General features: G+C 66.5%; 2 protein-coding genes. Both read left to right on the plus strand.

Features of this window, described 5'->3' with window-relative positions; genetic code table 11:
- The first annotated feature begins 354 nt into the window (after positions 1-354).
- Positions 355-1,164 (plus strand): DUF3108 domain-containing protein, encoded by an 810-nt coding sequence (locus CV770_RS40465; RefSeq protein WP_201760260.1) that lies wholly within the window; start codon positions 355-357, stop codon positions 1,162-1,164.
- A 902-nt stretch (positions 1,165-2,066) separates the two neighbouring features.
- Positions 2,067-4,568, plus strand: a 2,502-nt coding sequence (locus tag CV770_RS40475) for a helicase-related protein (RefSeq protein ID WP_104466266.1), incomplete at its 3' end; no start/stop codon positions are given.

Consider the following 4,568-nt stretch of genomic DNA (forward strand, 5'->3'; position numbering starts at 1 on the left):
GGACCGGGCGATCCAGTACTCCGCGGCGGCGCGGCTGACCAGGGGGGGGGCCGCGGCGTACTGGATGCCCCGCCTTCGCGGGGCATGACAGCGGAGTGGGTGGAGGTAGGTGAGCGCTCCCGGCGCCCCCGATCACCAAAACGGCAATGTTTGTCGCGCCTTACCATCACATAAAGGGCGTATTCGCGACCGAAGACTCTGGTGGAGTTCCCGGCTCGAGACGCCCGGACACATTGTTTGCCGCGGTTTTTGGCTTAAGTAACAACCGTCGCGCCCCGATTGGATTGTTTCGTGCTCACAACGTCCCCTTTTGCGCCAGAACAGCGCTCAGTCCGCCCGCGCTTTGCCGGCTGGCTGGCGATGCTTTGCGGCCTGGTGGTGGCGTGGGGCGCGGTGCCGGCGGCGGCGCAGGGCAAGCTCGAGGCGCAGTATGAGGCCTCGCTGGCCGGCATTCCCGTCGGCAAGGGCGCATGGAACATCGACATTCAGGACGACGTGTTCTCGGCGGCCGCCGCGGGCGGCACCTCGGGGCTGCTGAAGTCGTTCACCGGCGGGTCCGGCACCGGCGCCAGCCAAGGGCGCATCGTCAACGGCGCGCTGGTTGCGACCGGCTACCAGGCCTCCACCACCACCTCGAAGAAGACCGAAGAGATCCGCATCACGCTCGACAAGGGCAATGTGAAGGATTTTGCGATTCTGCCGGAGCCGCCGGTCGATCCTGACCGTATCGTCGTCACCGACGCGCATCGCCGCGGCGTCTGGGACCCCATGACGGCGTCGCTGTTGCGCGTGCCCGGCAATGGCGATCCCGTCTCGCCGGACGCCTGCCACAACTCGGCCCCCGTGTTCGACGGCCGCATGCGCTACGATCTGAAGCTCGATTTCAAGCGCATGGAGACTGTGAAGGCGGAGAAGGGCTATCACGGCCCGGTGGTGGTCTGTTCGCTCTATTTCGTGCCCGTCGCCGGCTACATCCCCGACCGCCCCGTGATCAAATACCTCGCCGCCCAGCGCAACATCGAGATCGCCTTCGCCCCCGTCGCCGGCACGCGCGTCCTGGTCCCGTTCTGGCTGAAAGTGCCGACGCCGCTCGGCCCGGCCATGCTGGAAGCGACGAGCTTCATCACCACGGCCCAGCCGCCAAGGGTGGCGAAGACGCAGTAAGCGGCTGCGGTGGTCCCGTTTATCCTCCCCTGGAGGGGGAGGGTTGATCGCGCGCAGCGCGAGCGGGGTGGGGTGATCTTTCCACACGAAGACTGCCCGTGGGGAGAGATCACCCCACCCCGTCTCACATTCCGCTGCGCTCCATGTGAGCCGACCCACGGGCGAGCTACGCTCGTCCCGGACCCCTCCAGGGGAGGGTAAGAGAGATCCAGCAATTTCAATCACTTACCTACTGTGCATGGGGTTGTTTTCGCGAAAATGAGGTTGGTACCCGCCGTTCCCGTCATGGCCGGGCTTGTCCCGGCCATCCACGACCTGCGCGCGCCACCAGAACGTGGATGCCCGGGACAAGCCCGGGCATGACGGCGGAGCAAGGTCCCGGAATCCATTTGACTCCTCCCCGATTCTGATTCGACTCCGCGCCGTCCCCAACTTAAGGGTTTGCGCCATCGAAACGTCACTTGTACGGCAGCCCAAAACTCCATCTAGTTGCAGCCAACAAGACTCCCGCGACATGTTGCGTGAACGGAACATGACTCCAGGGGGAGTCAGCGATTCGGCCGCGATTCGTTCTAGAGTCGTTCCGAAGCTTAAGACCAACGGGAAAAGCGTCGCAAAGTGAGACAGTTGCGCGGGATATTGTTGGGTGCTCCCACACACTCCGCTGTCATGCTCCGGCTTGACCGGGGCATCCAGTACGCCGCGGCCTCTCGGCTTCGCCACACCGCCGCGGCGTACTGGATCGCCCGGTCCCAGCGCGCAATTGCGCGCAAGGCCGGCCGATGACAGCAATGGAGGCGGCGGCAGCGCAGCGTTCGGAGACATAGCTGACACCGCGGAGCCGCCGCACCGCCCCAGACAGCACTGACATTCGCCCAAATCGCCACTACCTAATCCCCCAGATGCCCTTTTCCTCCTCCCCTTTCGCTTCCGAGCGCGCGCCTTCCGATCGCGTGGCAGGCGCCGGCGTCACTGCGGTGCTCGGGCCGACCAATACCGGCAAGACCCATCTCGCCATCGAGCGGATGCTGGCGCACCCGTCCGGCATGATCGGCCTGCCGCTGCGCCTGCTCGCGCGCGAGGTCTACAACAAGATCGCTGGCCGGGTCGGCGCCGAGGCGGTCGCGCTCGTCACCGGCGAGGAGAAGATCAAGCCTAGGAATCCGCGCTATTGGGTGTCCACCGTCGAGGCGATGCCGCGCGACCTCGATGTCTCCTTCCTCGCTGTCGACGAGGTCCAGATCGCCAGCGATCTCGAACGCGGCCACGTCTTCACCGATCGGCTGCTCAACCGCCGCGGCCGCGACGAGACGCTGCTCTTGGGCGCCGCGACGATGCGCCCGATCATCGAGCGGCTCTTGCCTGGCGTGTCCATGATCACGCGGCCGCGCCTGTCGCAGCTGGAATTCGCCGGCGATCGCAAGATCACGCGCCAGCCGCGCCGGACCGCGATTGTCGCGTTCTCGGCCGACGAGGTCTACGCCATCGCCGAGCTGATCCGCCGCCAGCATGGCGGCGCCGCCGTGGTGCTGGGCTCGCTCTCGCCCCGCACGCGCAATGCGCAGGTGGCGATGTTCCAGAACGGCGATGTCGATTATCTCGTCGCCACCGACGCCGTCGGCATGGGCCTCAATCTCGACGTCGACCACGTCGCGTTTGCCTCCGACCGCAAGTTCGACGGCTATCAGTTCCGTAGGCTGACGCCGGCCGAATTCGCGCAGATCGCCGGCCGCGCCGGCCGCGCCACGCGCAACGGCACTTTCGGCACCACCGGCCGCTGCGCGCCGTTCGAGCCCGAGCTCGTCAATGCGCTGCAGAACCACACCTTCGATCCCGTGAAGATGCTGCAATGGCGCAACACCAGGCTTGATTTCTCCTCGCTCGGCGCGCTCCAGGTGTCCCTGAACCTCGCCCCCGGCCACGAGGCGCTGACACGCGCCCCTGTCGCCGAGGACATGCGCGTGCTCGACCACGCCGCCCGCGACGCCGAGGTGCGCGATATCGCGCATGGCAAGGCGGCGGTGGAGCGGCTGTGGGAGGCCTGCCAGGTCCCCGATTACAGAAAATTGTCGCCGGCCGCCCATGCCGAGCTGGTGACCACGCTGTACGGCTTCCTGATGCGGAAGGGCTGCATCCCCGACGCCTGGTTCGAGGCCCAAATCACCCAGGCCGACCGCGTCGACGGCGACATCGACACGCTGTCGGCCCGGATCGCGCAGATTCGCACCTGGACCTTCGTCGCCAACCGCCCGGACTGGCTGAAAGACCCCGAACGCTGGCAGGGGATCGCCCGCGAGGTCGAAAATAAATTATCGGATGCGCTCCATGAACGCTTGACTGAGCGTTTCGTTGATCGCCGGACCAGTGTATTGATGCGCCGCCTGCGGGAGAACACGAGCTTGAATACTGAAATCGGCAAGACCGGCGAAGTCATCGTCGAAGGCCATGTCATCGGCCGTCTCGATGGCTTCACCTTTGCACCGGATGCGGCGGAAGCCGGCTCGGATGCGAAAGCCTTGCAGGCTGCAGCGCAAGCAGTGCTCGCCGGCGAGATCAACACGCGCGCCGAAAAGCTCGGCAACGCGCCGGACGATCAGTTCGTGCTGACCTCGGAAGGCACCATCCGCTGGACCGGCGACGCCGTGGCGCGGCTGTCTGCCGCAGAGGACGCGCTGCATCCGCGCATCCGCATCATCTCCGACGAGCGCCTGACCGGCGGCCCCCGCGAGAAGGTGCAGGCCCGGCTCGAGCTCTGGCTCAAGACCCATGTCGAGAAGCTGCTCGGGCCGATGTTCGAGCTGTCCAAGGCCGAGGACGTCACCGGCATCGCCCGCGGCATCGCCTATCAGCTCGTCGAGGCCCTCGGCGTGCTGGAGCGTCCCAAGATCGCGAACGAGCTGAAGGATCTCGACCAGCCCTCGCGCGCGGTCTTGCGCAAATACGGCGTCCGTTTCGGCGCCTATCACATCTATTTCCCCGGCCTTTTGAAGCCCGCCGCGCGCGCGCTCGCCGCGCTGTTGTGGGCGCTCAAGCAGGACAATGTCGATCTGTCCTCGCTCTCGGGCGCGCAGCATCTGGCATCTTCCGGCCGCACCTCGTTCCCGGTCGACAAGGCCCTGCCGCGCGATGCCTATCGCGTGCTCGGCTACAAGCAGGCCGGCGAGCGTGCCGTGCGCGTCGACATTCTGGAGCGTCTTGCCGATCTGATCCGCCCGGCGCTGGCCTGGCGCGAGAACGCGTCCGGCGAAAAGCCCGCCGGCGCCTTCGACGGCCGCGGCTTCGTGGTGACGCAGGCGATGACCTCGCTCACCGGATCTGCCGGCGAGGATTTCGCCTCGGTGCTACGTGCCCTCGGCTATCGCATGGAGAAGCGTCCGCCGCTGCCGGCAAAGCCTGCGGTGGTG

Source organism: Bradyrhizobium sp. AC87j1 (genome assembly GCF_002936975.1).
GTDB classification, from domain to species: Bacteria; Pseudomonadota; Alphaproteobacteria; order Rhizobiales; family Xanthobacteraceae; genus Bradyrhizobium; species Bradyrhizobium shewense.